Here is a 26,612-nt window from a genome sequence, read left to right as displayed (position 1 = left end):
CATGACGCAGGCCGGCAAGCGGCATGAGAGAAGCCTGGCGCTGGGAGCCATGATCAGTCCCTGGACAGTTCCTGGCGGTCTTCCCCTCCTGTTCATCGCGCTTGAGCTTGTGGTCGGTGGGCACGACGATATCCCGAGCTCGCAGATAGCCGGTGTTTTTGCCGCCTTTCTCCTGTTCGGCCTGCCTTTCACCTATGCTGTAACCTTGGTTCTGGTTGTTCCGATGGCAGTATGGCTGCGGCGTTGGCAGGCACTGTCTGCCGTGAGGCTATGTTCGTGGTGCACGTTGTTGGGACCGACGACGATGTATGCCTATGCTTGGTTGCTGCGCGGTCAACCTGCGAAAATCATCGAGCTCGACGGTATCTTGTTGTCGGCAAGTTATGGACTGGCGTCCGGTATCGTTTTCTGTCTAGCCTCTGGTATCCGGCTTTTCGCCCGCTGAACCGACAGGCAACAGGGGGGCCCTGCCTATGTTAGGGTTTCTGCCGGATCGAGACAGAGCCTGAAGCATTTTGTGATTTCACGGAATCATCTGGAATCGCAAAGATGCGTCGAGACAATCAGTTGGAGTAAAAGTGCGGTTCGGAGAACTCGTACTTTGCTCTTGTGAACGCCATGCATCCCAGATTGCTCAAGACCTTTCTCGCCGTCACCCGTCATCGCAATGTCACGCGGGCGGCCGAGGCGGTGCATCTGGCCCAGTCGAGCGTGAGCGACCAGATCCAGGCGCTCGAAGCCGAACTCGGCACGCCCTTGTTCACGCGTTCGCGCTCAGGCTTGCAGTTGACGGCGGCCGGGGCGGCGCTGCAGCCCTTTGCCGAACAGATCCTGATGCTGACGGACGAGGCGCACAGCGCCGTGGCTTTGACCAGTGGCCGGGAGCGGGGAGCGGTGTCGATCGGCGCTCTGGAGACGATTGCGGCGACCCGCCTGCCGGCCTGGCTCTCGCGCTTCGGGCAGGTCCATCCTGAAATCGCGCTTCGCTTGTCGGTGGCGGGCACGAATGACCTCCTGCGCAAGCTGGAAGATGGCGAGGTGGACGTCGCCTTCTGTTTCGACAAGGGCAAGGCCGACGAACGTTTTGCCAGGCGCAGCATTTCCAGGGAGCCGCTGATCCTGATCGCACCGGCCGGCGAGCCGTCCCTGCCGGTTGGCGAGGGGCTGTCTGCTCTGGCCGCAAGGCGGTTCGTGGCGACGGAGGCGGGCTGCGTCTACCGTCACTTGTTCGACGTGGCTTTCGCCGCCGCGGGACTTGCGGCGCCAAAGCTCGCGGCCGAAGTCGGCAGCATCGGTGCGATCGCCCGATTGGTGGCAGCGGGAACGGGGCTCGGTCTGGTGCCGCGTCTGGCGGTTGCCGAGGCATTGGAGCGGGGCGAGGTGACCGAACTCCCCTGGTCGGGGCCTGCCCAGTCCGCGGATCTGGTGATGATCTGGCGCCGGCGGCGGGTGCAGCCGCCGGCCCTGAAGCAGTTGCTGGCCTCGGCGAGTACTGGGCTCGACGCGCTCAGACCAGGCGATGCCCGCCTTCGACATGCAGCACCGAGCCCGTCGTGAAGCCGTTGCCCATCACGAAGGCGAGGGCATCGGCGATGTCCTCGGGCCGGCCGACCCGGCCGACCGGCAATTTCCTGGCCATGGCACCGAGGGTCTCGTCCTTCCTGTCGCCGGCGACGAAGGTCCAGATCGGGGTGTCGACCCAGCCCGGCGAGACGGCGTTGACTCTTAGCGGCGCGAGCTCGACCGCCAGGGCCTTGACCAGCCCTTCCAAGGCGGCATTGACGGCGGCGACCGCCGCGCCCCTTGGCAGGGGGCGGTAGGCCGCGATGCCGGAGACGAAGGTCAGGGAGCCGGTCGGGGCAAGCTTGCCCGCACCGTGCTTGGCCAGGAGGAGGGGGCCGTAGACCTTGCTTTCCACGGCCTTCTGGACGGCCTTCAGATCGAGTGAGGGCAGAAGCTCATAGGCGCCCTCGATGTCCGCGGCGGTGCTGACGATGTGATCGAGCGGGCCGATCCGCTCGAACAAGGACGCGACCTGCCGTTCCTGCGTGATGTCGACGGCGATGGTGTCGAGGGCGGTGGATTCCCCTAGGCTCGTACGGGCCTGGGCCAGCCTGCCTTCGCTGCGCCCGGCGATGCTGACACGCGCGCCGGCATTGAGACAGCGCCGCGCCAGCGCCAGACCCATGCCGGAACTGCCGCCGGCGATAAGAATTCTCGATTGTCCAAGGTCCATGATGATGCGTTTCCTTTCGATCCCGATGGAACTGACATCGGGATCGCAGATCGGCGATGGCCGGGAAAACGGAAGAAACCGATAGCGCCATCGGTGTTTCCGATGGTGGCGCCGTGCTTGCCAGGTCGGAGAGGCGGACGTCTTGTCCCCCCTTGACACCGTCAAGCATGCCGAAGATCCGATGCACCAGTACCTGCCGGCCTATCCGTCGGGTTGCGCGAGGCTCGCCGACTGAGCCATGATCGCGGGCTACATCGCGAATCTGGACAGTCCCGTGAGTCTCTATGCCCTCAAGCCCCGTTTTCAGGCCCTTTTGCGCCCGCGCGTCACGCGGTTGGCCGAGCGGGGCACCACCGCAAACCAGGTGACGCTGGCGGCGGCGGCGGGCTCACTTGCCGTCGGCTTCGGCGTAACCTGGCTTTCGGACCTGCGCATTCTCTTCCTGCTCTTGCCGGTCTGGCTCGCCATCCGCATGGCTCTCAACGCGGTTGACGGCATGCTGGCGCGCGAATTCGGCCAGAAAAGCCAGCTCGGCGCCTATCTCAACGAGATCGCCGACGTCGTCTCCGATGCGGCGCTGATCCTGCCCTTTGCCACCCTGCCGGTCTTCGGCCCGTTCTGGACCGGGGCGGTGATCGTGCTCGCGGTGATCAGCGAATTCGCCGGTGTGATGGGGCCGATGGTGGGGGCCTCGCGGCGTTATGACGGCCCGCTCGGCAAGAGCGACCGGGCCTTCCTGTTCGGCGCACTCGGCCTATGGATCGGCCTCGGCCTGCCGCTACCCGGCTGGTTTGGCTGGATCATGCCGCTTGCCGTGCTTTTTCTCACACTGACCATCGCCAATCGTGTGCATAAGGGCCTGCGCGAAGCGCGCGCCTTGCAGGAGTCATGATGCGTCCCTCCAACACCAGTTTTTTCCGCAGCCATGACGGCGTCGAGCTGTTCTACCGCCATTGGCCGGCGGTCAACGGATCAGCCAAGGGCGCGGTGGTGCTGTTCCATCGCGGGCATGAGCATTCGGGACGCATGGCGCATCTGCCCGATGAGCTGGCGATGCCCGATTATGAGTTCTTCGCCTGGGATGCCCGTGGCCACGGCGATTCGCCCGGCGAACGCGGCGATGCCCCGAGTTTCGGTGCCCTGGTACGCGACGTGCAGAGCTTCATCGACCATATCGGCACTGCGCATGGCTTCGCGCCCGCCGATATCGCAGTGATCGCTCAGAGCGTCGGGGCCGTCGTCGTCTCGGCCTGGGTGCATGACTATGCCCCCAAGATCCGCGCTCTGGTGGTCGCCTCGCCGGCCTTCAAGGTGAAGCTCTACGTGCCCTTTGCCCGGCCGGGCCTGAAGCTTTGGCAGGCCTTCAAGGGGAATTTCTTCGTCCAATCCTATGTGAAGGCCAAGTTCCTCACCCATGATCACGAGCGTCAGGCGACCTTTGACGCCGATCCCAAGATCACGCGGGCGATCTCGGTGCGCATCCTGCTCGGGCTCTACGACGCCGCGCAGCGGGTGGTGGAAGACGCCCGCGCCATCACGGTGCCGACGCAACTCCTCGTCTCCGGCGCCGACTGGGTGGTGCATCACGGGCCCCAGCACCGCTTCTACGAAAATCTGGGATCGGCAATCAAGGAACGGCATGTGCTGCCCGGCTTCTATCATGACACGCTGGGTGAGAAGGACAGGGCGGTGGCAACAGGCCATGTCCGGCGCTTCCTCAGCGAGCGCTTCGCGGCGCCGCTGGAGCGGACGGTCCTGACCGAGGCCGATCGGCAAGGCTTCACGCGCGACGAGGCCGACAGGCTCGCTTCGCCCTTGCCGCTCGTCTCGCCGAAGGGCCTCTACTGGGCGGGCACCAGGCTCGGGCTGAAGGCGACGGGGCTGATCTCGGACGGCATCAAGCTTGGCCATGAGACCGGCTTCGATTCCGGCTCAACCCTCGATTATGTCTACCGCAACACGCCGTCGGGACGTTCGGCTTTCGGGCGGCTGGCCGACAGGAACTATCTCGATGCCATCGGCTGGCGAGGCATCCGCCAGCGCAAGCTTCATGTCGAGGAATTGCTGCGCATTGCCATCGCCCGGCTGCGGGCGGAAGGCAAACCGGTCTCCATCGTCGATATTGCCGCCGGCCATGGCCGCTATGTGCTCGAGGCCCTGGAAGCGGAAGGCGTGTCGCGGCCGGATTCGATCCTGCTGCGCGACTACAGCGACATCAACGTCGAGGCGGGTGGCCGGCTGATCGCCGAGAAGGGCCTCGCCGACATCGCCCGCTTCGTCAAGGGCGATGCCTTCGATGCCGCAAGCCTTGCCGGCATCGAGCCCAAGCCCACTCTGGGCCTGGTCTCTGGCCTTTATGAGCTGTTTGCCGACAACAACCTGATCAAATGGTCGCTGGGTGGGCTTGCCGCCGCCATCCCGGCAGGAGGCTATCTGATCTATACCGGCCAGCCCTGGCACCCGCAGCTCGAATTCATCGCCCGCGCTTTGACCAGCCACCGCCAAGGTCAGGCCTGGGTGATGCGCCGGCGCACGCAGGCGGAGATGGACCAACTCGTCGAGGCGGCCGGCTTCGAGAAGCTCGAGCAGCGCATCGACGAATGGGGCATCTTCTCGGTCTCGCTTGCCCGGCGCAAGGCCGCATCATGACCCTTGTTTTGGACCGCGGACTTCTCAGCGACATGCTTGCATGTCGCGATTTCCGCTTCTTCCTTGCCCGGTGGTGCGGCGGTTCCAAGAGCGGACATCACGCCATGCGAGCATGGCGCTGTGATGTCCGCGCTCCGGTATCGTCATGAGCATGGCGGTACCGGCAAGGCCCGCCGATGGGCGTCCCTGGGGCAGGGCGCTTGTCTGGCTCGCAGGCCTCGGCATCTTCTTCTATTCGAGCTATGGCCTCGCCAATTATCTGGCCGACCAGCGTGCCTTCGTGCCGTCCATCGTGTTCGGCTGGGAACGGGATATGCCGTTCCTGCCCTGGACGATCATTCCCTATTGGTCGGTCAACCTGTTCTATGCCGCTTCGCTGTTCGTCTGTACCAGCCGGACGGAGTTGGACACGCTGGGCCGCCGGCTGCTCACGGCGCAGGTCATCGCCGTCGCCTGCTTCCTCGTCTTTCCGCTGCGCTTCAGCTTCGCCAAGCCGGAGATCGGCGGTGGGCTGCCAGGCTTCATGTTCGATGCCCTGCTGAGCTTCGACAAGCCCTATAATCAGGCGCCTTCTTTGCACATCGCGCTCCTGGTGATCCTGTGGGTGCATTACCTCAGTCATCTGCCGACACGGGCTCGATGGTTACTCCATCCCTGGTTCGCCCTGATCGGCCTTTCCGTCCTCACCACCTATCAGCATCATTTCTTCGACATTCCGAGCGGTGCCTTGCTCGGCCTGTTCTGCCTGTGGTTGTGGCCGGATTCATCCCCGTCCCTGGAGGAGGAAAGTGAAGCGGGCAAACGTCGAAAACTCGCCACCTGTTACGGTCTTGGCGCGCTGGTTCTTGCCGTTGTCGGCATCGGGATTGACGGCTGGGCGCTCTGGCTCTGCTATCCGGCGGTATCTCTCGGCCTGGTCGCGTCCAATTATCTCTGGCGCGGCGCTGCTGGTTTCCAGAAGCGCGCCGACGGCTCGATGCCGGTAGCAGTCCGGCTTCTGTTCGCTCCCTATCAGCTTGGCGCCTTCGTCAATTCGCGCTGGTGGACGCGCCATGAGCCATCGGCCGGCGAGGTCCGTCCGGGGGTCTATCTCGGCCGTATCCCCTCGCGCTTCGATCGGGCGCCGGGGAAGTATGGCAGCGTTGTCGATCTTGCCGCCGAACTGCCTGCCTGGCCGGGGTCCCTGACACAGGCCGTGCCGATGCTCGACCTGATTGCGCCGCAGGCGGCGAAGCTGATGGCGGCGTCCCAAGCGATTGAAGCCGCGCGTGGACAAGGTACGGTACTGGTGTGCTGTGCGCTCGGCTATTCGCGCAGCGCCGCCGCGCTGGCGACCTGGCTGCTTGCCAATGGCGAGGCGAAGACGGTGGACGAGGCGATTGCGATCATAGGTGCTATCCGCCCTCGAATCGTGCTGGGGTTGGAGGCACGTGCCGCCATTGCGGCGGCTGGAAGGATTGATAGCGTCGATGGCTGAGGCACAGGAAAATCCAGCGGTGATTGCTGCCATCGCCGCAGCCTATCTGCGGCAGGGTAGGGCGCTCGACCGGATTTCGCGCGGGCTCACCTTGCTCGGTGTCGGCGGTCTTCTCGCCGCTACCTATGCCTCGGCGCCCCTGTTGGTCAGCGCTCCTGTGCTGCTTGCGCTGGTCTTCGGGCTCGTGCAGAGCTATTTCGCCTTTCGCGCGGGCTTCGATGCCGAGATATTCGGCCATCTTGCCGGTAATGCCTTCAGCACCACCAATTTCGACGGGGCAATGAAGCGTCTCGGGCTGTTCGCGCAGGACCGCGCCTCACGCCCGATGTCCGAGCGGGCACGCGGCGCCATGGCCCTGGTCCGTCGGCAGGCCATTTTCCTGGCCTTGCAGGTTTTGTGCTTGTTGGCCTTGCCATTGCTCGGGATCGTGTTGTGAGTGACATCGTGGTGCGGGATGGCCGGTCTCTGCTCGGCCGGCTGGTGGGGACCGCCACCATCGGTTTTGCCCGGCTCGTCACCGGTGTGCGTGGCAATTGGCAAGGCTGCCTGCCGGTGCGCAAGCCGCGCATCTATTTTGCCAACCATGCCAGCCATGGCGATTTCATCCTGGTCTGGACGGTCTTCCCGGGTGTCCTGCGCTCGGCGGCGCGGCCAGTGGCGGCGCGCGATTATTGGAATGCCGGAGCGCTGCGGCGTTTCCTCGCCCATAATGTCTTCGACGCCGTGCTGATCGATCGTGAAAGCGCCACCCGCAGTGTCGATCCGATCGGCCAGATGGCCTCGGCCCTGGAAGCGGGATCCTCGCTGATCCTGTTTCCGGAGGGAACGCGCAACATGGGGGAGGAGCCGCTGCTTCCCTTCAAGTCCGGCCTGTTCTGGCTCGCCAAGCGCCAGCCGGAGGTGGAGATGGTGCCGGTCTGGATCGAAAACCTCAACCGCGTGATGCCCAAGGGCGAGTTCCTGCCGGTTCCCTTCCTGTGCACCGTGACCTTCGGAGCACCGTTGCGCCTGCGGCCTGGCGAGGAGAAGCAGGCCTTCCTCGATCGCAGCCGGAATGCCCTGCTGGCCCTCAAGCCGCATGAGGGGGACGAGGGCTGATGTTCGAGAACCATACCCTGACCCTGTTTGGCGGCATCGTCGCCTTCCTGGTCCTCGCCTCCCTGATCGGCTGGCAGCTCGATCGCCGGGCCGGGCCGCAGGGCCATGCCGCCATCGACAATCTCAATGCGCGCATCCGCGCCTGGTGGGTGATGGTAGCGCTGATGGGAGGCGCTTTCCTCCTCGGCAAGGCCGGAGTAGTCGCCCTCTTCGCCTTTGCTTCCTTTGCCGCCCTGCGCGAATTCCTGACACTGACGCCGACGCGCCGGGCGGATCATCGCACCCTGTTCGCCATGTTCTTCGTGGTGCTGCCGGTGCAATATTACTTGATCTGGATCGAGTGGTACGGGCTCTACTCGATCTTCATTCCCGTCTATGTCTTCCTGCTCCTGCCGATCCTGATCGCGCTCAGGGGCGACACGGCCAAATTCATGACCCGCATCGCCGAGATGCAGTGGGGCATGATGATCGCCATCTTCTGCCTCTCTCATGTGCCGGCGCTGCTGACGCTGGACATTCCAGGTTTCGAGGGTCGCAAGCTGCTTCTCATCGCCTTCCTGGTCATCGTGGTGCAGATGAGCGACGTGCTGCAATATGTCTGGGGCAAGCTCCTCGGCCGGCACAAGGTGGCGCCGAAACTGTCGCCCTCCAAGACCTGGGAAGGCCTGATCGGCGGGGTGGCGAGTGCCACGCTGCTCGGCGCCGGCCTGTGGTGGATCACCCCGTTCTCCTTCTGGCAGGCCGGGCTGGTGGCGCTGGTGGTCACCTTGATGGGTTTCTTCGGCGGGCTGGTGATGTCGGCGATCAAGCGCGATCGCGGCGTCAAGGATTGGGGGCATCTGATCGAGGGGCATGGCGGCATGCTCGACCGGCTCGATTCCGTTGTATTCGCCGCGCCGATCTTCTTCCATGTGGTCCGTTATTGGTGGACTGTGTAGAAACGAGTCGCCGCTGCCTTGGCGGTGCTGGCCCAGCTTCACGTCTCATCCCTACCAAGGAAATCCCATGTCCAAGCCTGTCCTGTTCGGAACCTTCAACGGCGCCGATGTGCTCGAGGTCACCCTGCGCTCCGATGCCGGTGCCGAGGCCCGGATCATCACCTATGGCGGCGTGGTGCGCGATCTCCTGGTGCCCTCGAAGAATGGGCCGCAGCGTGTGGTGCTCGGCTTCGAGAAATTCGAGGACTATCCCAAATATTCCCCGCATTTCGGCGCCGTTCCCGGCCGGGTCGCCAATCGCATCGGCTTCGGCCGTTTCACCCTGGATGGCGTGACCTACGACCTCTCCAAGAGCCATGGCGGGCCGCACACGCTGCATGGCGGCGCCACCGGCTTCGGTAAGCGCGTCTGGTCGCTGGTGCAATCGGACCAGCGCTCGGCCACTTTGGTGCTGGTCTCCGAAGATGGCGACATGGGCTTCCCCGGCCGCGTGGTGACGACCTGTACCTACCGGCTGCTGGAGCCGGCGACGCTGCAGGTGATCTTCACCGCCACCGCCGACAAGGCGACGCCGATCAATCTCGCCCAGCATTCCTATTTCAATCTCGATGGTTCTGCCGACGTGCTCGACCATCGCATTGAGATCGACGCCGATTTCTACACGCCCACCGATACCGATCTCATCCCCACCGGCGAGATCCTTTCGGTGGCGGGTACGCCCTATGATTTTCGCGCGCCGCGTCCGCTGCGTTTCGATACGCCGGAGGGCCCCTTCAAATACGACATCAATTTCGTGCTGCGCAGTGCCGGCACGCTGACGCGGGCTGCGCATGCTTGGTCGCCCAAAAGCGGCGTCAGCCTCGAGACCTGGACGACCCAGCCCGGCGTCCAGCTTTATGATGCCGCCAAGCTGGATATCGCGGTGCCGGGCCTGGGCGGCGCCAAATATGGGGCCTTCGCCGGCTTCTGCCTGGAGACCCAGAACTTGCCGGATGCCGTGAACAAGGCGCATTTCCCATCCTCGATCATCCGGCCGGGCCAGGTCTACGATCAAGAGACGCAATATCGCTTCGGACAGGTGTGAGCGGGATAATCCGGTTCTCGTTCGGGTGCGCGGGCATAGTGGCTTCGCATCCGGGACGGAGCTGCGCCATGGTTGATCTGTCTGGTACTTTCTGCACCGCAGGAGCAAGTCGGATCTTACCCGATGGCGAATTCGATCACCTATGAGGCGCGGCCTGATCTGCCATTTCTGCAGATGAACAATTCACTGACGTCGGTGTTCATCGGCGTATTGGCGTTGGCTGCCTCGTCATTGGCTGCGACCTGTCGGCATTGCCAGCTTGCATCCTGGATCGCCGCAAGGGACCAGGGCGTCTATGGCCTCGGAACCGTGGGCTTCGATGTTTCGGAGATGCCCTGGGAAATCGAGAGTTTCGTCGAAGACCGCTCCTTCCTCCTGCGCACGATTGCTACTGCGAAAGCGAAAGAGGGCTGGCACGGGCTCGGCTATGAGCCGAAGGAAGAATGGCTCATGCCATGCCTGGATAAATTCCAGGTGCTGCTGGCGGCGTTCGCGCCGGCGGATATTCGCGCCGAGGCGCAGAATGACAGGAATCGGTGGTCGGCTCCCGAGTTCGACCGTTGCCAGGTGCACGGCCTGATCAAGCATGTCCATGGCTGCCCGATCTGCAATGGGTCGTGATGGAGGGCATCAGCCCAACAGCAAGCAGCCACCCTGGCCTAAATCTCGCTCAGATAGACGATCTCGGTTTCAATCTCCCCGTCGTTGGTCTCCACGATGCGATAGCCGCATCGCGTCGCATCGACTTCAAGCCGATCGGCCTCCTTGACGATCTGGTAGGAGACGGCGGGGGTGCAGAACTGTCGGATGTTCGCCTCGTGCCGTTCATCCGCCATGTGATAATGGCCTGAAAACACCGATATGCCGCACTGGCTGCCGATCAGAAGCGCCTTGAGAGCGTCGCGTTCCTTCAAGGAGGCTCCGGCATGCTCCACCGGCGTGTCGATCGGCAGGATGGGATGATGCAGGAACAGCAGGAGCTGGCGCGTGCCTTGCAGTTCCCGCGCGAGCCAGCCGAGCTGGTCCTCGTCCACCCGGTTGGTTGATGAATCGAGAAACAGCCATTTCAGCGCCGGATCGCCTTCGGAAAAGCAGGCCTTGCCCTGAACGGCATGGGTCTGATCGGAAAGGAAGGGTGAAACCGCGTCATAGTCGTCGTGGTTGCCCAGCACTATTTTCGAATTGAAATCGTAGGATCCCAGAATCTCGAAGAAATCGGGGACGGCGCCGCGTGCTCCGATATCGCCGCCGAAGACCACGTCCGATATGTCTCTTGCCGCAATGTCGTCGAGGACTTGGCGCAGGTGATCCCAGTGTTCGGCAGGCTCGTTGGCATAGCGCATCTTGTCGCTGTCCATCGCACCGCCCATGACGAGCCTCTGACCGAGATGGGCGTCGGTGAAATAGGCGAATTTTCTTGTCATCAGGGCGGCCCGCCAGTTGCGTGGACTTGTCGCCCCGTTCTAGCGGGCCGTGTCGGCCAATGTTTCGACTTGCGTCGAAGCATGCTCAATCGACGCCGTCCACCCGGATCAGGTTTCTGCTCAGGGCCTTGCCACGAAAATTCAGGGCCTCGGCATATTCAGGGGAGGCATACCAGGCCTCGACGGCCTCCCGGTCGGGAAATTCTACCAGGACGATCAGGCGAGGCGACCAGTTTCCCTCCATGTTTTGCACCGATCCGCCGCGTGCCAGATAGCGGCCGCCATATTTTTCGATCGTCGCGGGGGCCAGCCGCACATAGGCGTTCCAGGCTTCCACGTCCTGCGGAACCACGTCGGAAATGACATAGGCACTCATGATTTTCGTCCTTTTTCCAGTTCAGCCAGGTCCAGGATCTTCTGCTGGATGACGACGAGACAGGATTGAAGGTCCTCGATCTGGGCTGCCACCCGCCGGCCTTGCTTCTCAAGCATGTCGCGGCGCGCGGCCTCGGTACCGGCGCCCTGCTTCCACAAGAGCGCATAGGCCGCGATGTCCCGGATCGGCATGCCCGCAGCCTTCATGCGGCCGAGGAATTCGATCCAGCCGAGGATGGCGGGGTCATAGTCCCGCTGGCCCGAACGGTTCCGAAAGGCTGGCGGAAGCAGGCCGGCTTTCTCGTAGTAGCGAAGCGTGTGCACCGACAATCCCGAGCGACGCGCCAGTTCTCCGATTTTCATCTGTCTTCATCGCACTCCTGAACTGTCGTCGAGGCTACTTGCTGGAGTGCACTCTAGATCAAGTGCTGATTTGCGGGATATCTGACGCGTGGCGAGTGCCGTCCAGGGAGCGACTTGCATGGGGCCTTCTCTGCCGAGAATGCTGACAGGTAGTTGTCAGCAGCGGCGGACTAAGGTCCCGGCTTCAACCAACCGGAAGGGCAGATGGCCATGACAGGTTTCGAGACATTGTCGGTTTCGATGGTGCCCATGCGCCTTCTGACGTTTCAGGCTCCGGTGGAGGATGTCGATCGTATCATGGCGGCGGTCATTGCCATCACTCCGCTCACGATGGGGGCCTATGACAGCAATGCCTATCAATCCGCGCCCGGGACCGAGCGCTATCGCCCATTGGAAGGGGCGGCGGCCGGCGCCGAAAGTAAGCTTCGCCAGCGCCCCGGCGTGGTGGAAGTCTGTTTCGAGCTTCCAGATGTGCAGGAGATTACGGAGAGGGTGATCGAGGCGATCTTCCAGGCCCATTCCTACCAGGAGCCGGTGATCAGGCTGCAGACCATCCTGTCCAGCCGTTCCAAAGGGCTTGATGACAGCAAGAATCCCAATCGCTGGTGGAACAGCACGGGTGATTGGAAGAAAGCGGCCTCGACCTGAGGAAGAGCGACAGGGCGCCGCTTCAGGCCAATGCCCCCGCCAGGCGGAGCCTGGCCACCTCGATGCCGTTCCAGTTCTTCTGCACGGGTTCGAGGAAGCGTTTCAACGCCTCGGCCTCGTTTTCGGACAAGGGCAGCAGCTTGGCGATCACGCCGGCCATCATCAACTCGGCGGCTCTGGTGCCGCCATCATCGCATTTGAGGGCGATGCCGTAACCGAGTTCGGGAAAGGCGGCGCAGAATACGCCCTCGGCGCCGGTCTTCACGAAGACGCGCTCGCCGAAGATCGTCATGATCTCGGTACAGAAGCGCTTGGTGCCGGCAATCAGGAATGGTTCGGCCGCCGCGGCGCGGCGGATGCGGGTCGCGGCCCTCCCTCGCTCGGGGCCGAGATGGGCGCCGGTGCCGAAGCGGGCAAAGCCCCGTGCCACGCCGGCCAGCGGCGCGGCCTGGGTGGGAATGGAGCAGCCGTCGATGCCGACGCCATCGCCGGTGAGGGCGGCGCCGCTCATCTCGTTCACCGCCCCCATCACCTCGCGCATCACCGGATGCCCGGCTTCGACGTAGCCATGCGGATCGCGATCTCCGGCGCAGGCAAGGCAGATGAAGCCGGCGTGCTTGCCCGAACAGTTGTTGTGCAGGGCCGAAGGCTCCTCGCCGGCACGCAGCAGGGCCCAGGCGGCCGGGCGGAAACTCGGCGCATGAACGCCGCATTCGAGCGCGTCGGCATCGCGGCCGGCCTTGGCCAGCATGGCGGCGGCCGTCTCGACATGGCGCTGTTCGCCGCCATGGGAGGAGACGGCGAGGGCGATGTCGGCGTCGGTGAGGCCGAGCTTGTCGGCGGCTCCGGATTCCAGCAAGGGCAGGGCCTGGAACGCCTTCACGGCCGAGCGGGGAAAGATGGGCCTGGTGACGTCGCCAAGTGAAAGCACAAGGCGGCCTTCGGGATCGCTGACGGCAACGGCGCCGCTATGCCGGCTTTCGACCATACCGCCGCGTATGAGTTCGGCCAGGACGGGATTGGACATCGCGACTTGCTTTCTTTATGTGCAGCAAGCCTATTCCTCCTGATCGACCAGGGAGGATGAGGAGGAATAGGCAGGATCTAAAACGCTTGCAGAATATCCCGATACCGTCCACGGATCGACGATATCGGGATATTCTGCTTGGCCTCCATCGCAGGCTTCGCGAGGAGAGGCAACACCCGAATATGTGATCACATTTCTACATTGATCCGCGCGCGCCGAACGCCTATCTAAGCGCCAGCGAGAGACATAACGGAGGAAGGCGCATGTTGGAAAAGCTGGCGCAGACACTCGAATTCAAGCGTGAGGCCGCCTACGTCAACGGTCAATGGATCGCTGCCGATAGCGGCAAGACCTTGCCGGTTACCAATCCCGCCACGGGCGAACTCATCGGCAGCGTGCCCAATTGCGGCAAGGACGAGACGGCGCGCGCCATTGCCGCCGCCGATGCCGCCTTCCCGGCCTGGCGCGCCAAGACCGCCAAGGAGCGGGCCAAGATCCTGCACAAGCTCGCCGACCTGGTCGAGGCCAATGCCGACGCACTCGGCGTGCTGCTCACGGTCGAGCAGGGCAAGTCGCTCGCCGAAGCGCGCGGCGAAGTGGTGTTCTCGGCTGCCTATGTGCGCTGGTTCGCCGAGGAAGCTCAGCGCGTCTATGGCGATGTGATTCCTTCTCCCTGGCCGGGACGCCGCATCCTGGTCACCAAGGAGCCGGTCGGCGTCGTCGGTGCCATCACGCCCTGGAATTTCCCCTCTTCGATGATCGCACGCAAGCTCGGCCCGGCTTTGGCCGCCGGCTGCACCATCGTGATCAAGCCGGCCCTGCAGACACCCTATTCGGGCCTTGCCTGGGGTGTGCTGGCCGAGATGGCCGGCGTTCCCGCCGGCGTCGTCAACGTCCTCACCGGTTCGGCGAGCGCCATCGGCGGCGAGCTCACCTCCAATCCGCTGGTGCGCAAGATCACCTTCACTGGCTCCACGCCGATCGGCAAGCTGCTGGTCGAGCAGTCGGCCAAGACACTCAAGAAGGTCTCGATGGAGCTCGGCGGCAACGCTCCCTTCATCGTGTTCGACGATGCCGATGTCGATCGGGCGATCGAGGGCGCGATGATCGCCAAGTACCGCAATTCCGGCCAGACCTGCGTGTGCACCAATCGCTTCCTGGTGCAATCAGGCATCCACGATAAGTTCGTCGAGAAGCTGATCGCTGCTTCCAATGCGCTCAAGGTCGGTAACGGCCTGGAGGCTGGTGTGCAGCAAGGCCCCCTGATCGACGAGAAGGCGGTGGAGAAGGTCGAGGAGCATATCAGCGACGCCGTTGCCAAGGGCGGCAAGGTGGTGGCGGGCGGCAAGCGCCATGCGCTCGGCCACACCTTCTTCGAGCCGACGGTGGTGACCGGGGTGACCCAGGACATGCTGGTGGCGCGCGACGAGACCTTCGGGCCGCTGGCCCCGGTGTTCAAGTTCGAGACCGAGGAAGAGGCCGTCCGGATGGCCAACGATACCGAATTCGGCCTGGCCTCCTATTTCTACACCAAGGATCTCGGCCGCGCCTTCCGGGTCGCCGAAGCGCTGAAATACGGCATGGTTGGCGTCAATGAGGGCCTGATCACCACCGAAGTCGCTCCTTTCGGTGGCGTCAAGGAATCCGGCATGGGCAAGGAAGGCTCCAAATACGGCATCGAGGATTACATCGACGCCAAATATGTCTGCCTCGGTGGCCTCGACTGAGGCTTGCTCGCCTGCTGACAGCTGAATCGGGAAGGGCCGGCACCACGCCGGCCCATTTTGTTTGGGTCAGTCGAATACCGTTGTCAGTTGCCTGACGTCGGCGCCTTCTTTCACGCGGAGGAGCTGGAAATAGGCCATCGCCGACGCAACGAAGGCAAAGCTGGTCGACAAGGCATCGACGCCGATGGTTGCGACATATTTCAGGTAATTGACTTGATCCGGCGCTGCACCCGGATCTTGGAAGGCAGCGATGATTTCCTCGAAATTGATGGCCAGTCTCGGTGCAATTTGAAGAAGTAGGAGAAGCAGGCCGAGGATCAGCAATTTCCATCGGTAGCCTCTCGTCAGTTCTGCACTTCTTTTCAGCGCTTGGAGGGGCCCGGTTCGCTCGACCACGCAGACGGGGACTGCCACGAAGTAACGGCAGAGCACCATCAGCCCGGGGATGATCAGGACGACGAGCCCGAGATAGAAGGCCCCGAGGAAGATGATCGTGGTCGCAAAAAGGGCAAGAAAACTGCGGCGGGCGTGCGTAAAAGCCGCTCCAAACGAGAAGGGTTGATGGCTCAGGATCTGCTGGACGCCCAGACAAGTTATCGCTCCGGCCGTTGCACTGAGTGCAAGGCTGAGCAGCAGGGTCGACCAATACTCGACCGAGGTGAGGAGGCGATCCTGCGGTATCGGGAAGAAAGTCAGGATCAACGGGGGAGGCAGCACCGCAACCAGGGCCAGCAGCGTGAGCCGCAGGAATTGGCTGCGGTAGACGGCCCAGCTTACGCGCAATACCAGGCCGAGACCAAAATGATGCGCGGCCGATCTGGCTACGGCGATATTCTCACTTCCCGATATGGCTGGACGAACTTCCCTATGGCGTTTTGCGATTTGACGGCTTCACTCCAAATCGCAAAGACGCGCCGAGGGCGTTTCTGCCAAAACGCGCTTTGCTCTAGAATGCACCGACACAACCTCCACGATGTCATCGCGAGGCACAAGGTTCGGCACCTCTTGAATAGGTCGATTGCGTGACATTTTTGCCTCTATTGAGCAGAAAGCGCCATGAAATCGGGAAATTTTTGCCTGGAGGGCGCTGTCGCCTCAATTTCGCCTGTTCACTGACTATTCACCCCTTGCGCTGCATTGAAAGCAGCTCGGCAAACGGGATTGGGTTTCGATGCGGGTCGCCTCGCTCTTCGCTTTGGTTGCTTCGGCTTTGGTTCTGACGGGCTGCGTCGGGATCGATGACGATTCTGGCGACGCAACCTCGTCCTTGAAGCCGGTGCTCACCAACACGGCTTCCAACGATCAGGCGGCCAACGCCGCCCCGCTCGGCATCTGGCGCGGCGGCATGACCATGCTGATGATGACCACGCGCAATTCGACCGGCAGCAAGGAGCCTTGGTTCGGCGCCAAGCGCGCTTCTGATCCGACCGCAGCCCGCCTCGTGATGTATCCGCCGTCGAAGTCGCTGCTGGCCGCCGTCAATCCGGTTTCCACACCCGGCTGGTCTGTGGCCGGGGTGAGCGCCCTGCCGGGCGACCAGCCCGCCACGGCCCTTGCGGCACAGGCAGAAGGGCGCGACGTCATCGTCTATGTCCACGGTTATAACGAGACCTTCGACAGCGCGGCGACGAGCTATGCCAAGCTGGTCGATGGCATCAAGTTCTCGGGCGTACCGGTGCTGTTTTCCTGGCCCTCTCGTGCGGCGCTGCTGGACTACGTGACCGACAAGGACAGCGCGATGTGGTCGCGCGACGCCTTGGAGGACACGCTCACCGCGCTCGCCAACGATCCCAAGGTCGGTCGCATCAACTTGATCGCCCATTCCATGGGCAGCATGGTGATGATGGAAGCCCTGCGCTCGATGTCCGATCGCATGGGGGCTTCTCTCCCCAATCATTTCGGCGCCATCGTGCTGGCCAATCCGGATGTCGACCTCGACCTCTTCCGTCGCCAGATGAAGCGCCTGTCGTCGCTGTCGTCGAAGATGACGGTGATCGTCTCCAAGAACGACCGCGCCCTGGAAATCTCGACCAAGCTCGCGGGCGGCGTGCCGCGCGTCGGCTCCGGCGACAGCGAGGAGTTGCAGAAGACCGGCGTGAAGGTGGTCGATGCCTCCGATTTCGGCTCCGGCTTCATCAACCACGACATCTTCATGAGCCGCGAGGAAGTACGGGCCGTGGTCGCCCGCGCGATCGAGAACGCGGATCAGTAGTCTTCTGCGCTGGTTGCAGAACCGCGCCAAAGCGGGATCATGCCAGGAAATCGGCGCGGTGCGGGGTGAAACAGTCCACTAGGCGGCCCTTCTCGAGTGCTTTGACGCCATGTTCGAGGCCGGATGGCACGATGAAGCTGTCGCCGGTGGCGAGCGTTTCGGTTCTTCCTCCAATGGTGACCTCGAACCGTCCCTCGGCGACATAGCTGGACTGTATGTGGGGATGCGAATGCAACCAGCCCACGCCATCCTTCTCGAAGGCGAATTCGACCATCATCAGTTCGTCGGTATAGGCCAGGATGCGTCGCCGGTTGCCATCGGGCGTGAACCGCCATTCGGCGTCACCGGAGCGGGCGAATAGCTCCTTGCTGCGGATCATCGGACTTCACCTCGCTGTCCAGCTACGACCGGGAAGATAAGCACAGGTTTGGCGCGCTGTCCCGCAGACCGTCGGACGGGGCTGTCTATTGCCCGGCCGTCTTCTCGATGGCGCGCGGCGCATTGCGCAGGGCCTCCAGCATGCGGGCCCGCGAAATTTCCAGCAATTGGCTCATGGCCCTCGAGGCCTCGTCCGCCTTGCGGGCGAGAATGGCCGAGACGACGACCTGATAGGGCTGCAGATCCAGCGCCTGCCCATTGGTGCTGCGCTGGGTCAGGCCGAAGGAGACTTTCAGCGCCGTCTTGACCGCCCGCCCAATGGTGACGAACAGGCCGTTATGGGTGGCCGTCATGATGGCGAGGTGGAATTCCGTCTCGGCGCCCGCCGCCAAGGCTGGCTGCCCGAGCATGGATACCAGATCGGAGAAGCGCATCCGGATGCGTTCCAGATCATCCGCCGAACCGTCCCGCGCCGCCAGGAAGCAGGCGCGTGGCTCGAAGCAGTTCCGCATTTCATAGAGATCCTCGATGATGCGCTCGTCGAACTGGGCATTGAGGCGCCAGGACAGCACGTCCTGGTCGAGCAGGTTCCAGTCGGCGAAAGGCAGCACGCGCGTGCCGGTCTTGGGGGAAACCTCGACCAGTCCTTTGGCAGCCAGGTTCTTGACGGCCTCGCGCACCGTCGAGCGGCTGACGCCATACGCCTGGCAGAGTTCGTTCTCGATGGGCAGGGTGTCGCCGGGACGAAATTCTCCCGAGGTGATGCGGGTGCCGATGATGCGCGCGACCTGCGCACTCATCGTGCTGATGGCGGTATCCCGCTCGAACATACTCATCTCCAAACCAGCCCGCGGCCGTACACCGGCGGGAAGGCGCCCTTCGCTTGGGCAGCTTCGATCGTGCCCGGGAAGGCCTTCCACCTCTTATCACCGCTATCGGGGGCGAACAAAGCGCCCAACAACCCTCCTGCCAATTATGAATCCTCCTACAAATTGCCGATATCCGGCTCGGCGACGGATTGACACTGCGCCGCGATTACTCATATCTTATCATCAGATGATAATAAGAAAAGATGGTAGGAGGAAGAGGCCTTGAGTGCCATCGACATCGACAGGGTGTCCAAGACCTTTGGCGCCGTGAACGTCATCGCGGACCTTTCTTTGAAGATCCGCTCGGGCGAATTCATTGCCTTCCTGGGGCCGTCAGGCTGCGGAAAATCCACCTTGCTGCGCATGATCGCGGGGCTGGAGCGCGTCGATGGCGGCTCGATCTCGATCGGAGGCCAGAGGGTCGACCAGCTTCCCCCGGGCGCTCGCGGTGTCGCCATGGTGTTCCAGCATTATGCGCTCTATCCGCATATGACGATCTACGAGAACATGGCTTTCGGCCTGCGCAACATTGCCGTGCCCAGCCAGGAGATCGATCGCCGGGTGAAGGAAGCGGCGCGCATCCTGGAGATCGAGCCGCTGCTCGCCCGCAAGCCAGGCCAACTTTCCGGCGGCCAGCGACAGCGCGTCGCCATCGGCCGCGCTCTGGTGAAGAGCCCCAAGGCCTATCTGTTCGACGAGCCGCTTTCCAATCTCGATGCGGCACTACGCGTGCGCACCCGCGTCGAGCTGGCGCGCCTGCACCAGCAGGTGCAGGCCACCACCATCTTCGTCACCCATGACCAGGTCGAGGCGATGACGCTGGCCGAGCGCATCGTGGTGATGAATGCCCGCAAGATCGAGCAGGTGGGCACGCCGATGGAGGTCTATTCCCGCCCGACCACGGAATTCGTCGCGCGTTTCGTCGGCTCCCCCGCCATGAACTTCCTGCCCGTCACCATCGCCGAGCAGGGTGGTCTTGCCGCCGCCAGGCTCGCGGATGGCACCGGCTTCGCCACCCGCGTGCCCATCGCGGTCCTGCCGCAGGGTGCCAGTCTGCGCCTCGGCGTCAGGGCGGAGGCCGTCCGGGTCGATCCGGCGGGCTCTCTTGCAGGCCGGATCGAAGTGGTCGAGCGCCTCGGCGATCGCACGCATCTTTATGTGCGCCTGCCCGATGGCACCTCGTTGGTCGCCGAGGACAAGGGCGCGTCGACCGCTGTCGCAGGGAGCGAGGCCCGTTTCTCGATGGATTCGCAGGCCGCACATCTGTTCGACGATGGCGGCCGTGCCTTCCATGCCGCGTGAGGAGGGGGCGATGTCCACGCAGAGCCTTCCTTCCGCCGCGACCGTGATACCCGTCCCCCGCTATGCCGGCGCTTCGATCGGGCCGAGCTGGCGCAATCTTCTGTTCGTCCTGCCTTTTCTTGCCGTCTATGTCGTCCTCTTGGTCTATCCGCTGTTTCGCGGCATCTGGATCAGCCTGCAGGAATACGACATGTTCGACCAGACGGCCTCCTTTGCCGGCCTGGCGAATTTCCGGCGCCTGTTCGCCGACAAGATCTTCCTGGGCACGGTGAGTAATACGTTCGTCTTCGTGCTGATGACCGTGCCGGTTTTCGTCGCCATCGGTCTTGCTCTCGCCCTCGCCCTCAACCGGGAGAGCAAGGGCAGTGCCGCCTTGCGGGCGATCTTCTTTGGCACCTCCGTGCTGTCGGTGACCATCGTCACCATCATCTGGAAGATGATGTATCTGCCGGACCGGGGCTTGATCGCCGGTATCCTGTCGATCTTCGACCTGCCGCCCATCCAGTTCCTCACCAGCCAGGAACTCGCCTTGCCGGCCATCGCGCTGTGTACGCTATGGTGGGTTATCGGCCTGCCGATGATGCTCTTCCTCGCCGCCTTGCAGCAGATACCGGGCGAACTCTATGAGGCGGCCGCGCTCGACAATGCCGGGCGTTGGCGCTCCTTCTGGTCGATTACGCTGCCTTCGATCCGGCGCAGCGTCGTCGTCGTGGCGATCTACGAGATCGTGGCGCAGTTCCAGCTGTTCGGCCAGGCCCAGCTCCTCACCAGGGGGGGACCCAACAACGCATCGCGCCCCATCGTGCAGTTCATCTACGAGGAAGGCTTCCAGCGCTGGAACGTCGGCTATGCAGCCGCGGCCTCCGAGGTGCTGTTCCTGTTGATGGCCATCGCTGCGATCCTGCAATATGTCGCCGCCCAGCGGCGCGCGGAGGGCTAGGCCATGGCGAGCGCGCAGCAATTCGTCGGCCGCACCGCTGGAGACAGGGTGATCCTGGCTTGTGTCCTGCTCCTGGCTTTCGCCTGGATGGTTCCTGTCGCCTGGGTGATCGTGCTCTCGTTCAAGCCCAATGCCGAACTGATGCTCTCGACCGCCACGGTTCTGCATCCGCCCTACACGTTGAAGAACTACACCGACATCCTCGCTTCCTCCGGCGTCTTCCGCTGGCTGCTCAACAGCATGATCGTGGCCGGCGGCATGACTATCGGCACTTTGGTGCTGTCGTCCCTGGCCGGCTACGGCTTCGCCCGCACCGAATTTCCGGGCCGTAACATCCTGTTCGTGCTGGTGCTGCTGGGTCTCGCCATTCCCGAGCAGGCGGTGATCATCGCGCGCCATCAGATGTTCACCGACTGGAAGATGCACAATGGCTATCCGGCACTGATCCTGCCGGGGCTCTCCCATGCCTTCGGCGTCTTCCTGATGACACAATATTTCAAGGCCATCCCGCGCGACATCGACGAGGCGGCAATGCTCGACAACGCCTCGCGCTTCAAGATCTTCTGGAAGGTGGTGCTGCCGCTGACCATCCCGGCTCAGGCCACCCTCGGCATCTTCACCTTCCTGTCGGCCTGGAACGACTATCTGTGGCCGCTGATCTCGGCGACCAAGCCGGACATGTTCACCCTTACCGTCGGCATGGCCTCGACCCAGACCAATTTCGCCCAATCCGAGGGGCTCGGCTTCCTGATGGCGCAAGCCGTCTTCGCCGGGCTGCCCGTCTTCATCGTCTACCTGTTCTTCCAAAAATACATCGTCCGCGCCGTGGCCGGCGCCGCGATCCGCTGAACCCGACGAGATCTCCTGGTTCCGCGTCCCGGCCGCGCGCTCGACCTTGAACAAAATCGGCCGAAACGGAGGAAATGCATGATCGGTTTGAAACGATTGCTCTATGCCGGGGCCCTCTTGCTGCTGTCGTCGCAGGCCGGCCTCGCCCAGGACAAGACCGAGATCTCGGTGTCACGCTTCTTCGGTGCCTGCGAAGCCGACTATGGCGCGGTGACGGATGTTGCCAAGGCCAATGGTGAGTGCGGCATCATCACGGCGTTGATCAACAAGTTCAATGCCGAGAGCAAGGCTACCCGCGTCAAGGTCGATATCGTCGAATGGCCCGGTTACGACCAGCTTACTGCCCGCATCCGTTCCGGCGAGCCGCCGACCATCTCGGTCATGCATGAGGCCGTCATCAGCGACTATTCCTCGCGCGGCCTGCTGGAGCCCCTGGACGAGGGCTTGAAAACGGCAGGCGTCGATACCGGCGACTTCACCGACGCTGCCAAGGCCGGCGTCACCAAGGATGGCAAGACCTATGCCTTGCCATTCGATACCCATACCTGGCTCTGGCACATCAATCTGAACCTGTTCAAGCAGGCTGGGCTCGTCGATGCTGCCGGCAAGCCGATCCTGCCCAAGAATGGTGAGGAATTGCTGGCCCAGGCCAAGCAGTTCAAGGAGAAGACGGGCAAGCCTTATTTCGTCTGGACCATCGCCAATGAGCGAGCCTTCTTCACCCGGACCTTCGATACGCTGCTCTATCAACAGAATTCCGATTTCTTCGCCGACCCGACCAAGGTCAATTTCTCGACGCCTGAGGCCAAGAACGCCGCGACGCTGCTGAAGACGCTTTACCAGAACGGCGACACCACCAAGGGGCAGGACTATGCCGCCTCGGTCGCCAGCTTTGCGGCCGGCGATGCGGGCGTGTTCATCTGCGGTACCTGGCTGGTCGATACCTATGACCAGGAATCCAAGAAGAGTGGCGCTCCCTTGTCCGGTGGCTATGCGGTGGTGCCTTTCCCGCAGCTCTATCCCGGCAGCCCGCGTGTCTGGGCTGACGGGCATAGCTGGGTGGTCCTCAAGGCCGATCTCACCGATGCTCAGCGCAAATCGGCCTACGAGTTCCTGAAATTCCTGTGGGACAATGATTTCCAGTGGGCACGCACCGGCCATCTGCCCATCCGCAAATCCGTGGCCGGCAGCGCCGAGTTCAAAGCCCTGCCGCATCGGGCCGATCTTGCGCCGCTGACCAGCAATGGCGCCGCCCGCCCGGCGGCGGTGAAGCGCCAATTCGCGATCCAGGAGATCGAGAATGACGAGGTCACCGCCGGCGTGACCGGCGACAAGGAGATCGACGCCGCGCTCGCCGACGCGCAGTCCCGCATCAACGAATTGCTGGCGAACGCGAAGTAACGCCGCGTTTCGCCACATTCAGGACCCACGGCTCTCCTCCCGCCGTGGGTCCCTTTCCCGCCAAACATTTCCCAGGTTCAAAGGTCAGTTTACGCCATGCCGTCCGCCCGCCTGATCGTCGATCACGATTTCATCATCTCCGATCTCGACCGCCGCATTTTCGGTACGTTCGTCGAGCATATGGGACGGTGCGTCTACACCGGTATCTTCGAACCTGGCCATCCCACCGCGGATGACCAGGGTTTCCGCCAGGATGTCGCCGAGCTGACCCGCGAACTCGGCACCACCATCGTGCGCTATCCGGGTGGCAATTTCCTGTCCGGCTACAATTGGGAGGACGGCGTCGGCCCGGTCGAGCAGCGGCCGCGCCGGCTCGATCTCGCCTGGTTCTCGACCGAGACCAACGCCTTCGGCACCAACGAATTCATCGACTGGTCCCGAAAGGTCGGGGTGGAGCCGATGTTCGGCGTCAATCTCGGCACCCGCGACCATGACGAGGCGCGGCGCTTCATCGAATATTGCAACCATCCGGGCGGTACCGAGCTGTCGGAACTGCGCAAGAGCCACGGCTATGACAAGCCGCACGACATCAAGTTCTGGTGCCTCGGCAACGAGATGGACGGCCCCTGGCAGATCGGCGCCAAGACGGCGGGCGAATATGGCCGCATCGCCCATGAGACCGCCAAGGTGATGCGCTGGGTCGATCCCTCGATCGAGCTGGCGGCCTGCGGTTCATCCAACCGCGACATGGCCACCTATGCCCGTTGGGAATACGAGGTTCTCGACCATTGCTTCGACTATGTCGACTTCATCTCCCTGCACACCTATTTCCAGAACCCGCATGACAGCACAGAGGAATTCCTCGGCAATATCGAGCTGCTGGAAGCCTTCATCCGCGAGGTGGTGGCGATTGCCGATGCCGTGGCCGCCACGCGCCGCTCGCCCAAGAGGATCATGCTTTCCCTCGACGAGTGGAACGTCTGGTACAAGGCGCGCACGCATGAGCATCTGCGCAAGCCCGGCTGGCCCGAGCACCCGCCGCTGATCGAGGAGGTCTACAACACCGAGGATGCGCTCCTGGTGGGCGGTGCGTTGATCACCCTGCTCAACAATGCCGACCGCGTGAAATGCGCCTGTATCGCCCAGCTCGTGAACATCATCGGCCCGATCATGACGGAGCCGGGCGGAGCGGCCTGGCGCCAGACCATCTTCCATCCCTTCGCGCTGACGGCGCGCCATGCCCATGGTCGCGTGCTGCGCTCGCTGATCTCTTCACCCTTCTATGCCGGCAAGACAGCGCCGGAAATTCCCTACCTCCATGCCTGCGTCACCGAGGACGAGGCGACCGGCCAGGTCACCATTTTCGCCCTGAACCGTCATCTCGGCGAGCCGATGGATCTCGAGGTCCTGCTGCGAGGCTTCGGCTGCAACCGCCAGGTGGTGGAGGCGCTGCAGATCCACCATCCCAACATGAAGGCTGTCAATACCAAGGACGCCCAGGACACCGTCGCACCGGCTCCAATCGAGAAGGTGAGCCTGGAGGGAGATCGCCTGCAGGCCAGGCTGATGCCGGGTTCCTGGAACGTGATCGTCACCGCTCCGCGCTGAGCGGGGAGGGGAGCGATATCGTCATCGGGCTGAACAAGGCGCGATTTCAGAATTGAGCGCTCCAATCCCTCCCCGTTTGCGGGGAGGGTGGCCCGAAGGGCCGGGTGGGGGAGAATGGCGCCACAGAGCTTTTTATTGCTCGATTTGAACCACTCTCCCCCTTCCGTCGATGCTTCGCATCGCCCCCTTCCCCGAAATCGGGGAAGGATTGGCGCGTCTCGCTCGTCCTGGCCGTGCTCCTCGGAATGAGAGGCAAAGATAGGAGCGGTCTCATCAACCCGGCATTTGTGCTGAAACGCCGGCTTTCATTTCTGATCTGACGTTATAGGGTCTGGAAAAGCCAAATGGGGGCAAAGGCTGATGGATCCTATTCACTTGTTCGAACTGGTGATCGCGATGTTCTTGGCGATTATCGTCCTGCACTTTGCTGCGCACAAGCTGGGGCTGCCGCCCTCCGTCGCGCTACTTGCCGGAGGAGCATCGCTCGCCTTTCTGCCGGGCCTGCCCGCCATCGCGCTCGATCCCAACCTGGTGCTCGTCATCTTCCTGCCGCCGCTCTTGATGGACGGCGCCTGGTTTATCGCGCTCGGGCGGTTGCGACGCCACATGATCGGCATTGCCTCGCTTGCGGTCGGGGCGGTGGTCTTCACCTGCGTCGTCGTCGCCGTGGTGACTCATCTCGTGTTCCCGTCCTTGCCCTGGGCGGCCTGCGCTGCACTGGGAGCGATCGTCTCGCCGCCCGACGCCGTCTCCGCTCGTGCCATTCTGCAGCGGGTGAAACTGCCTCGGCGCCTGCAGATCCTGCTCGAGGGCGAAAGCCTGTTCAACGATGCGAGCGGCCTGGTGCTTTTCCGCTTCGCCATCGCGGCCGGCGTTACGGGTGCCTTCAGCGCGGTGGACGCGGTCGGCGAGTTCTTCCTGTTGGCATTGGGAGGCGTTCTTATCGGCATTGCCGCCGGCGCGGCATGGGTGCTGCTCGCCCGCCGTCTCGGTGACGAATATCTGATCATCGCTGCCACGTGCCTGTTGTCCTGGTCGTCTTATCTGCTGGGTGAGATGTTCCATGTCTCCGGCGTCATCGCCACGGTCACCACGGGCCTGATTGCCGGCTGGTATCAGCACACCGTGTTTTCGGCCTCGGTACGCATGCGCGGCACCTCGTTCTGGTCCGTGATGATTTTCCTGATGGAGGCGGCGGTCTTCATCCTGATCGGTTTCACCCTGCGCGGTGTGGTGGAACGGGGCGGCGGTTTCGGCGTGGTGTTCGAAACGATGGCCGTGCCCATTCTCGTGATCCTGCTGGCGCTCACCCTGGCGCGATTTGCCTGGGTGTTCGGTTCGGATCTGGTGATCCGGCTTTGCGAGGTGTTGGGCGTCGATCGCTACAAGCCGCTTGGCGTCCCCGGCGCCATCGTGCTGAGCTGGGCGGGTGTGAGGGGCGTCGTCACCCTGGCCCTGGCGTTGAGCGTGCCGGAAGGGTTCCCCGGCCGTGATTTCATCCTGGTGACGTCGTTCGCCGTCATCCTGGGAACGGTGCTCGTGCAGGGCACGACCCTCGGGCGCGTGATCGGCTGGGTGAAGCCGGTCGAGCCAGAGACGGAACGGGCGCGCCTTACCATGGCCCAGGCCGAATCCGCCATGGCGCAGAAGCAATTGGTCACCATCCAGCAGCTTGCCTATGACAGCGAGGGTACGCTCATTCATCCCCGGTTGCTGGAACGCTACCAGCGCCGGGCGACGATGATCGTCGATTATGCCGAGCGCACGGAAGACTTTACGCCGGGACTGCATGCCCATTTCGATGTCGTGCTGGCCGCGATCGCCACCGGGCGCAACGAACTCATACGTCTCCACCGCGCTGGCAAGATCGACAACGAGACGCTGCACGAACTGGAACGTGACCTCGACCTCGAAGAGTTGAGTGCGATTTCCGCAAAATCGTGACGGGCCAAATCCTGCTGTGGCCTCGGCAGGTTGGGCCCGCGGGCGGGCTTGGGCGGTTGTGAG

Annotated in this window: 27 protein-coding genes; 19 read left to right on the top strand and 8 right to left on the bottom strand. The window is 63.1% G+C overall.

All coding sequences use genetic code 11. From position 1 onward, the window contains the following. The first annotated feature begins 1 nt into the window (after nucleotide 1). A complete protein-coding gene (locus ACR9ZN_RS15975; protein WP_454814976.1) occupies nucleotides 2-445 on the top strand; it encodes a hypothetical protein in 444 nt (147 codons plus the stop codon). A 173-nt stretch (nucleotides 446-618) separates the two neighbouring features. Continuing rightward, entirely contained in the window at nucleotides 619-1,557 is a 939-nt protein-coding gene (locus ACR9ZN_RS15970; RefSeq protein ID WP_481272651.1) for a LysR family transcriptional regulator, read from the top strand. Here the strand turns inward: ACR9ZN_RS15970 and ACR9ZN_RS15965 are convergent. Further along, nucleotides 1,508-2,236: an SDR family oxidoreductase gene (locus ACR9ZN_RS15965; RefSeq protein ID WP_434957377.1), complete on the bottom strand. Its 729-nt coding sequence runs from the start codon at nucleotides 2,234-2,236 to the stop codon at nucleotides 1,508-1,510. The genes ACR9ZN_RS15970 and ACR9ZN_RS15965 overlap by 50 nt on opposite strands. A 274-nt stretch (nucleotides 2,237-2,510) precedes the next feature. On the opposite strand from ACR9ZN_RS15965, the gene ACR9ZN_RS15960 reads away from it, so the two are divergent. The 8 genes from ACR9ZN_RS15960 (at nucleotide 2,511) to ACR9ZN_RS15925 (ending at nucleotide 10,103) form a co-directional block, all read left to right on the top strand. After that, nucleotides 2,511-3,128 (top strand): CDP-alcohol phosphatidyltransferase family protein, encoded by a 618-nt coding sequence (locus ACR9ZN_RS15960; RefSeq protein ID WP_434957376.1) that lies wholly within the window; start codon nucleotides 2,511-2,513, stop codon nucleotides 3,126-3,128. Continuing rightward, a complete protein-coding gene (locus tag ACR9ZN_RS15955) occupies nucleotides 3,125-4,885 on the top strand; it encodes a bifunctional alpha/beta hydrolase/class I SAM-dependent methyltransferase (protein ID WP_454814971.1) in 1,761 nt (586 codons plus the stop codon). The genes ACR9ZN_RS15960 and ACR9ZN_RS15955 overlap by 4 nt, the downstream gene beginning before the upstream one ends. Nucleotides 4,886-5,030: 145 nt before the next feature. Beyond that, nucleotides 5,031-6,362: a phosphatase PAP2/dual specificity phosphatase family protein gene (locus tag ACR9ZN_RS15950; protein ID WP_481272650.1), complete on the top strand. Its 1,332-nt coding sequence runs from the start codon at nucleotides 5,031-5,033 to the stop codon at nucleotides 6,360-6,362. After that, the gene (locus ACR9ZN_RS15945; protein WP_434957373.1) at nucleotides 6,355-6,798 is read left to right on the top strand and encodes a hypothetical protein; all 444 of its coding nucleotides are present in this window, start codon (nucleotides 6,355-6,357) and stop codon (nucleotides 6,796-6,798) included. Before ACR9ZN_RS15950 ends, ACR9ZN_RS15945 begins: the two co-directional genes overlap by 8 nt. Then, complete coding sequence (locus ACR9ZN_RS15940; protein WP_434957372.1) at nucleotides 6,795-7,460, top strand: lysophospholipid acyltransferase family protein; 666 nt, start codon at nucleotides 6,795-6,797, stop codon at nucleotides 7,458-7,460. The genes ACR9ZN_RS15945 and ACR9ZN_RS15940 overlap by 4 nt, the downstream gene beginning before the upstream one ends. Next, nucleotides 7,460-8,398: a phosphatidate cytidylyltransferase gene (locus ACR9ZN_RS15935; RefSeq protein ID WP_481272649.1), complete on the top strand. Its 939-nt coding sequence runs from the start codon at nucleotides 7,460-7,462 to the stop codon at nucleotides 8,396-8,398. The genes ACR9ZN_RS15940 and ACR9ZN_RS15935 overlap by 1 nt, the downstream gene beginning before the upstream one ends. A gap of 67 nt (nucleotides 8,399-8,465) precedes the next feature. After that, complete coding sequence (locus ACR9ZN_RS15930; protein ID WP_454814965.1) at nucleotides 8,466-9,482, top strand: aldose epimerase family protein; 1,017 nt, start codon at nucleotides 8,466-8,468, stop codon at nucleotides 9,480-9,482. Nucleotides 9,483-9,605: 123 nt separating this feature from the next. Beyond that, nucleotides 9,606-10,103 carry a hypothetical protein gene (locus ACR9ZN_RS15925; RefSeq protein ID WP_454814964.1) on the top strand — a complete coding sequence of 166 codons (498 nt, stop codon included), beginning with the start codon at nucleotides 9,606-9,608 and terminating at the stop codon, nucleotides 10,101-10,103. A gap of 38 nt (nucleotides 10,104-10,141) precedes the next feature. Here the strand turns inward: ACR9ZN_RS15925 and ACR9ZN_RS15920 are convergent, their stop codons facing one another. The 3 genes from ACR9ZN_RS15920 to ACR9ZN_RS15910 form a co-directional block, all read right to left on the bottom strand. Continuing rightward, nucleotides 10,142-10,906 (bottom strand): metallophosphoesterase family protein, encoded by a 765-nt coding sequence (locus ACR9ZN_RS15920; RefSeq protein ID WP_434957368.1) that lies wholly within the window; start codon nucleotides 10,904-10,906, stop codon nucleotides 10,142-10,144. Nucleotides 10,907-10,991: 85 nt separating this feature from the next. Beyond that, the gene (locus ACR9ZN_RS15915) at nucleotides 10,992-11,282 is read right to left on the bottom strand and encodes a DUF1330 domain-containing protein (RefSeq protein WP_434957367.1); all 291 of its coding nucleotides are present in this window, start codon (nucleotides 11,280-11,282) and stop codon (nucleotides 10,992-10,994) included. Next, the gene (locus tag ACR9ZN_RS15910) at nucleotides 11,279-11,644 is read right to left on the bottom strand and encodes a MerR family transcriptional regulator (protein WP_481272648.1); all 366 of its coding nucleotides are present in this window, start codon (nucleotides 11,642-11,644) and stop codon (nucleotides 11,279-11,281) included. Before ACR9ZN_RS15910 ends, ACR9ZN_RS15915 begins: the two co-directional genes overlap by 4 nt. Before the next feature lie 204 nt (nucleotides 11,645-11,848). Here ACR9ZN_RS15910 and ACR9ZN_RS15905 point away from each other — a divergent pair, with 204 nt between their 5' ends. Next, a complete protein-coding gene (locus ACR9ZN_RS15905) occupies nucleotides 11,849-12,292 on the top strand; it encodes a YqfO family protein (protein WP_434957365.1) in 444 nt (147 codons plus the stop codon). A gap of 22 nt (nucleotides 12,293-12,314) precedes the next feature. Here the strand turns inward: ACR9ZN_RS15905 and ACR9ZN_RS15900 are convergent, their stop codons facing one another. Continuing rightward, the gene (locus ACR9ZN_RS15900; protein WP_481272647.1) at nucleotides 12,315-13,319 is read right to left on the bottom strand and encodes an asparaginase; all 1,005 of its coding nucleotides are present in this window, start codon (nucleotides 13,317-13,319) and stop codon (nucleotides 12,315-12,317) included. A 263-nt stretch (nucleotides 13,320-13,582) separates the two neighbouring features. Between ACR9ZN_RS15900 and ACR9ZN_RS15895 the strand changes: the two genes are divergently transcribed. Then, the gene (locus tag ACR9ZN_RS15895) at nucleotides 13,583-15,046 is read left to right on the top strand and encodes an NAD-dependent succinate-semialdehyde dehydrogenase (RefSeq protein ID WP_454814956.1); all 1,464 of its coding nucleotides are present in this window, start codon (nucleotides 13,583-13,585) and stop codon (nucleotides 15,044-15,046) included. A 66-nt stretch (nucleotides 15,047-15,112) separates the two neighbouring features. Here the strand turns inward: ACR9ZN_RS15895 and ACR9ZN_RS15890 are convergent, their stop codons facing one another. Continuing rightward, the gene (locus tag ACR9ZN_RS15890; protein ID WP_481272646.1) at nucleotides 15,113-15,748 is read right to left on the bottom strand and encodes a DUF7847 domain-containing protein; all 636 of its coding nucleotides are present in this window, start codon (nucleotides 15,746-15,748) and stop codon (nucleotides 15,113-15,115) included. 469 nt (nucleotides 15,749-16,217) lie between these two features. On the opposite strand from ACR9ZN_RS15890, the gene ACR9ZN_RS15885 reads away from it, so the two are divergent. Then, complete coding sequence (locus tag ACR9ZN_RS15885; protein WP_434957361.1) at nucleotides 16,218-17,258, top strand: alpha/beta hydrolase; 1,041 nt, start codon at nucleotides 16,218-16,220, stop codon at nucleotides 17,256-17,258. 37 nt (nucleotides 17,259-17,295) lie between these two features. Here ACR9ZN_RS15885 and ACR9ZN_RS15880 read toward each other — a convergent pair whose 3' ends face one another. Both ACR9ZN_RS15880 and ACR9ZN_RS15875 read right to left on the bottom strand, forming a co-directional pair. Continuing rightward, nucleotides 17,296-17,637, bottom strand: a complete 342-nt coding sequence (locus ACR9ZN_RS15880) for a cupin domain-containing protein (protein WP_434957360.1) — start codon at nucleotides 17,635-17,637, stop codon at nucleotides 17,296-17,298. An 85-nt stretch (nucleotides 17,638-17,722) separates the two neighbouring features. Next, nucleotides 17,723-18,466, bottom strand: coding sequence for a FadR/GntR family transcriptional regulator (locus ACR9ZN_RS15875; RefSeq protein WP_434957359.1), 744 nt, complete (start codon nucleotides 18,464-18,466; stop codon nucleotides 17,723-17,725). Between the two features lie 261 nt (nucleotides 18,467-18,727). Here ACR9ZN_RS15875 and ACR9ZN_RS15870 point away from each other — a divergent pair, with 261 nt between their 5' ends. The 6 genes from ACR9ZN_RS15870 to ACR9ZN_RS15845 all read left to right on the top strand — a co-directional run bounded on the left by ACR9ZN_RS15870 (nucleotide 18,728) and on the right by ACR9ZN_RS15845 (nucleotide 26,549). Then, nucleotides 18,728-19,807 carry an ABC transporter ATP-binding protein gene (locus ACR9ZN_RS15870; RefSeq protein ID WP_481272645.1) on the top strand — a complete coding sequence of 360 codons (1,080 nt, stop codon included), beginning with the start codon at nucleotides 18,728-18,730 and terminating at the stop codon, nucleotides 19,805-19,807. A gap of 10 nt (nucleotides 19,808-19,817) precedes the next feature. Continuing rightward, nucleotides 19,818-20,747, top strand: coding sequence for a carbohydrate ABC transporter permease (locus tag ACR9ZN_RS15865; protein WP_434957357.1), 930 nt, complete (start codon nucleotides 19,818-19,820; stop codon nucleotides 20,745-20,747). 3 nt (nucleotides 20,748-20,750) lie between these two features. Then, nucleotides 20,751-21,596, top strand: coding sequence for a carbohydrate ABC transporter permease (locus tag ACR9ZN_RS15860; protein WP_481272644.1), 846 nt, complete (start codon nucleotides 20,751-20,753; stop codon nucleotides 21,594-21,596). 78 nt (nucleotides 21,597-21,674) lie between these two features. Further along, nucleotides 21,675-22,997 (top strand): extracellular solute-binding protein, encoded by a 1,323-nt coding sequence (locus ACR9ZN_RS15855; RefSeq protein ID WP_434957355.1) that lies wholly within the window; start codon nucleotides 21,675-21,677, stop codon nucleotides 22,995-22,997. Nucleotides 22,998-23,093: 96 nt separating this feature from the next. After that, nucleotides 23,094-24,605, top strand: a complete 1,512-nt coding sequence (arfA, locus tag ACR9ZN_RS15850; protein ID WP_481272643.1) for an arabinosylfuranosidase ArfA — start codon at nucleotides 23,094-23,096, stop codon at nucleotides 24,603-24,605. A 360-nt stretch (nucleotides 24,606-24,965) separates the two neighbouring features. Then, nucleotides 24,966-26,549 (top strand): Na+/H+ antiporter, encoded by a 1,584-nt coding sequence (locus ACR9ZN_RS15845; protein ID WP_434957353.1) that lies wholly within the window; start codon nucleotides 24,966-24,968, stop codon nucleotides 26,547-26,549. Nucleotides 26,550-26,612: the final 63 nt, after the last annotated feature.

The organism is Labrys sp. HAY1-8F (genome assembly GCF_056754975.1).
This window is presented reverse-complemented; position numbering and strand designations above follow the sequence as displayed.

Coding starts and splice junctions, on each gene's coding strand:
- ACR9ZN_RS15975 (WP_454814976.1), top strand. CDS start 2: ATGACGCAGGCCGGCAAGCGGCATGAGAGAAGCCTGGCGCTGGGAGCC.
- ACR9ZN_RS15970 (WP_481272651.1), top strand. CDS start 619: ATGCATCCCAGATTGCTCAAGACCTTTCTCGCCGTCACCCGTCATCGC.
- ACR9ZN_RS15965 (WP_434957377.1), bottom strand. CDS start 2,236: ATGGACCTTGGACAATCGAGAATTCTTATCGCCGGCGGCAGTTCCGGC.
- ACR9ZN_RS15955 (WP_454814971.1), top strand. CDS start 3,125: ATGATGCGTCCCTCCAACACCAGTTTTTTCCGCAGCCATGACGGCGTC.
- ACR9ZN_RS15950 (WP_481272650.1), top strand. CDS start 5,031: ATGAGCATGGCGGTACCGGCAAGGCCCGCCGATGGGCGTCCCTGGGGC.
- ACR9ZN_RS15945 (WP_434957373.1), top strand. CDS start 6,355: ATGGCTGAGGCACAGGAAAATCCAGCGGTGATTGCTGCCATCGCCGCA.
- ACR9ZN_RS15935 (WP_481272649.1), top strand. CDS start 7,460: ATGTTCGAGAACCATACCCTGACCCTGTTTGGCGGCATCGTCGCCTTC.
- ACR9ZN_RS15930 (WP_454814965.1), top strand. CDS start 8,466: ATGTCCAAGCCTGTCCTGTTCGGAACCTTCAACGGCGCCGATGTGCTC.
- ACR9ZN_RS15925 (WP_454814964.1), top strand. CDS start 9,606: ATGGCGAATTCGATCACCTATGAGGCGCGGCCTGATCTGCCATTTCTG.
- ACR9ZN_RS15920 (WP_434957368.1), bottom strand. CDS start 10,906: ATGACAAGAAAATTCGCCTATTTCACCGACGCCCATCTCGGTCAGAGG.
- ACR9ZN_RS15915 (WP_434957367.1), bottom strand. CDS start 11,282: ATGAGTGCCTATGTCATTTCCGACGTGGTTCCGCAGGACGTGGAAGCC.
- ACR9ZN_RS15910 (WP_481272648.1), bottom strand. CDS start 11,644: ATGAAAATCGGAGAACTGGCGCGTCGCTCGGGATTGTCGGTGCACACG.
- ACR9ZN_RS15905 (WP_434957365.1), top strand. CDS start 11,849: ATGGCCATGACAGGTTTCGAGACATTGTCGGTTTCGATGGTGCCCATG.
- ACR9ZN_RS15900 (WP_481272647.1), bottom strand. CDS start 13,319: ATGTCCAATCCCGTCCTGGCCGAACTCATACGCGGCGGTATGGTCGAA.
- ACR9ZN_RS15895 (WP_454814956.1), top strand. CDS start 13,583: ATGTTGGAAAAGCTGGCGCAGACACTCGAATTCAAGCGTGAGGCCGCC.
- ACR9ZN_RS15885 (WP_434957361.1), top strand. CDS start 16,218: ATGCGGGTCGCCTCGCTCTTCGCTTTGGTTGCTTCGGCTTTGGTTCTG.
- ACR9ZN_RS15880 (WP_434957360.1), bottom strand. CDS start 17,637: ATGATCCGCAGCAAGGAGCTATTCGCCCGCTCCGGTGACGCCGAATGG.
- ACR9ZN_RS15875 (WP_434957359.1), bottom strand. CDS start 18,466: ATGTTCGAGCGGGATACCGCCATCAGCACGATGAGTGCGCAGGTCGCG.
- ACR9ZN_RS15865 (WP_434957357.1), top strand. CDS start 19,818: ATGTCCACGCAGAGCCTTCCTTCCGCCGCGACCGTGATACCCGTCCCC.
- ACR9ZN_RS15860 (WP_481272644.1), top strand. CDS start 20,751: ATGGCGAGCGCGCAGCAATTCGTCGGCCGCACCGCTGGAGACAGGGTG.
- ACR9ZN_RS15855 (WP_434957355.1), top strand. CDS start 21,675: ATGATCGGTTTGAAACGATTGCTCTATGCCGGGGCCCTCTTGCTGCTG.
- arfA (WP_481272643.1), top strand. CDS start 23,094: ATGCCGTCCGCCCGCCTGATCGTCGATCACGATTTCATCATCTCCGAT.
- ACR9ZN_RS15845 (WP_434957353.1), top strand. CDS start 24,966: ATGGATCCTATTCACTTGTTCGAACTGGTGATCGCGATGTTCTTGGCG.